The 3,552-nt window shown below is 57.5% G+C and carries 6 protein-coding genes; all 6 read left to right on the top strand.

Going from position 1 to position 3,552, the window contains the following annotated elements:
• Window positions 1–332 (top strand): HAD family hydrolase (locus tag AB4043_RS18690; RefSeq protein WP_442307753.1); only part of this gene is annotated, 332 nt, incomplete at its 5' end.
• 3 nt (window positions 333–335) lie between these two features.
• Window positions 336–923: an HAD family hydrolase gene (locus tag AB4043_RS18685; protein ID WP_442301350.1), complete on the top strand. Its 588-nt coding sequence runs from the start codon at window positions 336–338 to the stop codon at window positions 921–923.
• Window positions 924–1,149: 226 nt separating this feature from the next.
• On the top strand, window positions 1,150–1,572 hold the full coding sequence (locus tag AB4043_RS18680; protein WP_442301349.1) for a hypothetical protein: 423 nt from the start codon (window positions 1,150–1,152) through the stop codon (window positions 1,570–1,572).
• Window positions 1,569–2,240 carry a TetR family transcriptional regulator gene (locus tag AB4043_RS18675; protein WP_442301348.1) on the top strand — a complete coding sequence of 224 codons (672 nt, stop codon included), beginning with the start codon at window positions 1,569–1,571 and terminating at the stop codon, window positions 2,238–2,240. The genes AB4043_RS18680 and AB4043_RS18675 overlap by 4 nt, the downstream gene beginning before the upstream one ends.
• A gap of 176 nt (window positions 2,241–2,416) precedes the next feature.
• Entirely contained in the window at window positions 2,417–2,971 is a 555-nt protein-coding gene (locus tag AB4043_RS18670; protein ID WP_442301347.1) for a DUF1440 domain-containing protein, read from the top strand.
• 15 nt (window positions 2,972–2,986) lie between these two features.
• Window positions 2,987–3,493 (top strand): DinB family protein, encoded by a 507-nt coding sequence (locus AB4043_RS18665; protein WP_442301346.1) that lies wholly within the window; start codon window positions 2,987–2,989, stop codon window positions 3,491–3,493.
• Window positions 3,494–3,552 lie beyond the last annotated feature (59 nt).

The raw sequence follows: 3,552 nt of genomic DNA, 5'->3' as shown, positions 1-3,552 counted from the left end.
GGCTGCACACAGCTCGCGTCGCCATCCATCGCACGGAGTATCCGGAGCGCGATCTCTGCATCGTCGACATTCTTCCCGCAGGATGCTCCAAAGGCATTGCCCTGGAGCGGCTCGCCCGCAGCCTGAATCTTCCCATGGGGCAGACGCTCGCGGTCGGAGATAACTGGAACGATCTTTCGATGCTGCAGACCGCGGGGAGCGCAGCTCTAATGTCCAACGCTCCACCGGATTTACTTGCTCTCGCGCGCCGGCACGGATGGCGCGTTCTGCCATCTCATGCGGAGGATGGCGTCGCGCAGTTGCTGGAAGATTTGCTCGGGACGGCAAAATAGAGTATGGACACGAATTCTCTCGACCTCCCAGCCGGAAACTTCAAAGCCTACCTTTTTGACATGGACGGCACCATCGCCGATACCATGCCGCTGCATTTCGTCTCCTGGACGCAGGCCGTGGAAGAGGCCGGCGGTACCTTTCCGGAAGATCTCTTCTATGCCTGGGGCGGCGTTCCCCTTATCGGGGTGGTGGAGAATCTGAATCGGCATTTCGGCTATAAGCTCGATCCGGCCGCGGTTGCCCATCGCAAGGAAGACCTGTATCTCAGCATGCTGGACCAGGTCACACCCGTAGCCTCGGTGCTCGAGCATGTCCATGCGCAGTTCGGCAAAATCCCGTTCGCCATCGTCTCCGGATCTCCGCGCGATTCCATTCGCCGTACACTCACCACGCTTAACCTGCTGAGTTACTTCCCTGTCATCGTCGGCGCTGAGGACTACAAGCAGGGCAAACCCAATCCCGAACCATTCCTGACCGCCGCTGCGAGGCTGAACGTCGCGCCAGTAGATTGTCTCGTGTTCGAGGATGCCGACGCCGGCATCCGGGCCGCCGAGGCTGCCGGAATGCAGTGGGTTCACGTCCCCAGCTAGAGCATTTTCCCTGTTGCTGGGTATCCCGGAAGAGGCGTGCCGCGGCGTTTTCATTGCGGAAAACGCCCATAGATGCCGAAGCCGACACTGCACCTACAGGGAAACGCTCTACCGTCCCACCCTGCAATCCTGAACCTGTTCAAAATTTTGCGACCCTAGCATTCCCTGGCCGCATCTATTAAACTGAACGCGTTCAGTAAGGCGCGCCGAAAGGAGAACCAAACCCATGTATCTCGTCGGTTGCTATATCGCCTATCTGCTGCTCAGCCTTGTCACTGTCGTCTGGGTCGCACGGACCCTTCATAAGAATGGCCGCGTCTTTCTACTCGACGCCTTTCACGGTAATACCGGGTTGGCCGATTCCGTAAATCATCTCCTCGTCGTCGGCTTCTATCTCATCAACATCGGCTATGTGACGCTGGCTCTTCGCGAAGGCAATCCGGTCACAAATGTGCAGCAGGCCATTGAGTTGATCAGCACCAAGATCGGAACCGTTCTGCTGATTCTGGGCCTGATGCACTTCTTCAACATCTTTCTCTTCAACCGCGCGCGGAAAGCCGCGCGTCACCCCAGGACACCCGCGGAGCAGGCATACTACACTCAACGCTTTGCGCCGCAGCAGGCAGAACCGCAGACTGACACACAATGATCACCAAGACGCAAAAATCCGAAGAGACGCGGGCGCTGATCCTCTCCACGGCGCTCGCCCTCTTTCGCGAACAGGGCTTTGAGAAAACCACCATGCGCGAGATCGCCGCTGGAGCTGGCGTCGCCCTGGGAGCAACGTATTACTACTTCGCTTCAAAGGACGCGCTTGTTCTTGCCTTCTATGCTCAATCACAGGCGGAGCTCGAGCCTCTGCTGACCGAGGTACTTGCTCGCAAACATAAAAATCTTCAAGCCCGCCTGCATGCCCTCATCACAACCAAGCTCGAGCACTTCCGGCCGAACCGTTCGCTGCTCTCAGCCCTGGCAGCCCATACCAACCCCGGCCATTCGCTCTCACCTTTCAGCGACGACTCTCGCGCTATCCGGGAGCGCGATATTCAAAGCTTCCAGCAGGCACTCGATGCCGATAAAGTGAAATACCCAGCCGACCTGGCGCACCACCTCCCGGCTGTGCTCTGGGTCTACCAGATGGGCATCATCCTTTACTGGGTCTACGATCAAAGCCCTTCGCAGCGGCGCACGTTCAAGCTCCTGGAAAAGTCGTTGCCTATTGTCACCAGACTCATTCAGGTCTCTACACTTCCGCTGATGAAACCACTCCGCAAACTCACGGTAGAGCTGCTTGAGACCATCTATGGCGCTGACTAGAGCATTTTCCCTGTAGGTGTAGAGGAGGGGCTTCCGCATCTATGGGCGTTTTTCGCAATGAAAACGCCGCTGCACACGCCTTCCGGGATATCCGGCAACAGGGAAAATCCTCTAGAGCGTGCCCTTAGCAACCCGGGACACGATTCTGTCCTCTCATCTCCCGCAGGAGATGGAATATGTCGAATCGACCTAATCTTGGCCGAGGGCTTCTGATTGGCGCCACTGCCGGTGTTGCCGCAACCCTTGTCATGGATCAGTTTCAGAAATTTGCGGCAGCCGGACAGAGAGCCATCGAGAAGCAAAAGAAACTTGCCGAAGGCGAGTCAGAGTGGGCAATCGCGCATGAGCGGGTAGCGCAGGAACAACAGGAACAGCAGCAGGAAGACTCCACGGAAAAAGTAGCCCGCCATATCTCCCGGGCCATAGGAACCCGGCTTCCGAACGATCAGAAAAGGCATGCTGGACAGGCGGTGCACTACGCCTTCGGCACGCTTATGGGAGCGGTATACGGTGTCGCAGCAGAGCTTGCTCCGGAGGTCACCACGGGCGGTGGAACGGCCTTTGGCACCCTGCTCTTTCTCGGTGCAGATGAGGTTGCCGTACCTGCCTTCAGGCTGTCTCCTCCTCCGAACATGACTCCAGCAGGAGCGCACCTGCAACACTGGGCTGCTCACGTTGTTTATGGAGGCACCCTGGAACTGACACGCAATCTGCTCCGCCGTCTTGCATGAAGCAAAATGGAAGGTATGGCACAGGACCTCGCTGGAACCTTCCTCTCCTTTTCAGAACGCCGCATAGGCCTTGCGGTGAAGAACATTCACGATTGCATTGCCCGGCTCACCGACGATCAGCTTTGGCAACGAGGCGGCGACTATGAGAACTCAGTTGCTAATCTCCTGCTGCATCTGGCCGGGAACATCCGCCAGTGGATCATGCATGGCGTCGCCGGAGACCCCGATATCCGTCAGCGTGACGAAGAGTTTTCGCTCGCCATTCGTCTGCCGCGCGAAACCGTGCTGCGCATCTTCGACACGACTCTGGAAGAAGCACGCAGTGTCATCGCCGGCCTGCCTCACGACGACCTGATGACGATGACCGACCCGCAACCAGGAGGCAGTTGGGGAGCCGTCTCCAAGTTAGAAGCCATCTACCTGGTCGTAGGTCATCTGCAGCAACACACCGGTCAGATCATTCTGCTCACCAAGCAGATGACCGCGACGGATCTGGATCTCACGATGCCGAGGAAGCGCTAAAAGGCGGTTGGATTGTTGAATAGTTGAATGCTTGAATAGTTATTCGCGTGCTGCACAAT

The organism is Terriglobus sp. YAF25, assembly GCF_052113305.1.
GTDB lineage: Bacteria > Acidobacteriota > Terriglobia > Terriglobales > Acidobacteriaceae > Terriglobus.
This window is presented reverse-complemented; position numbering and strand designations above follow the sequence as displayed.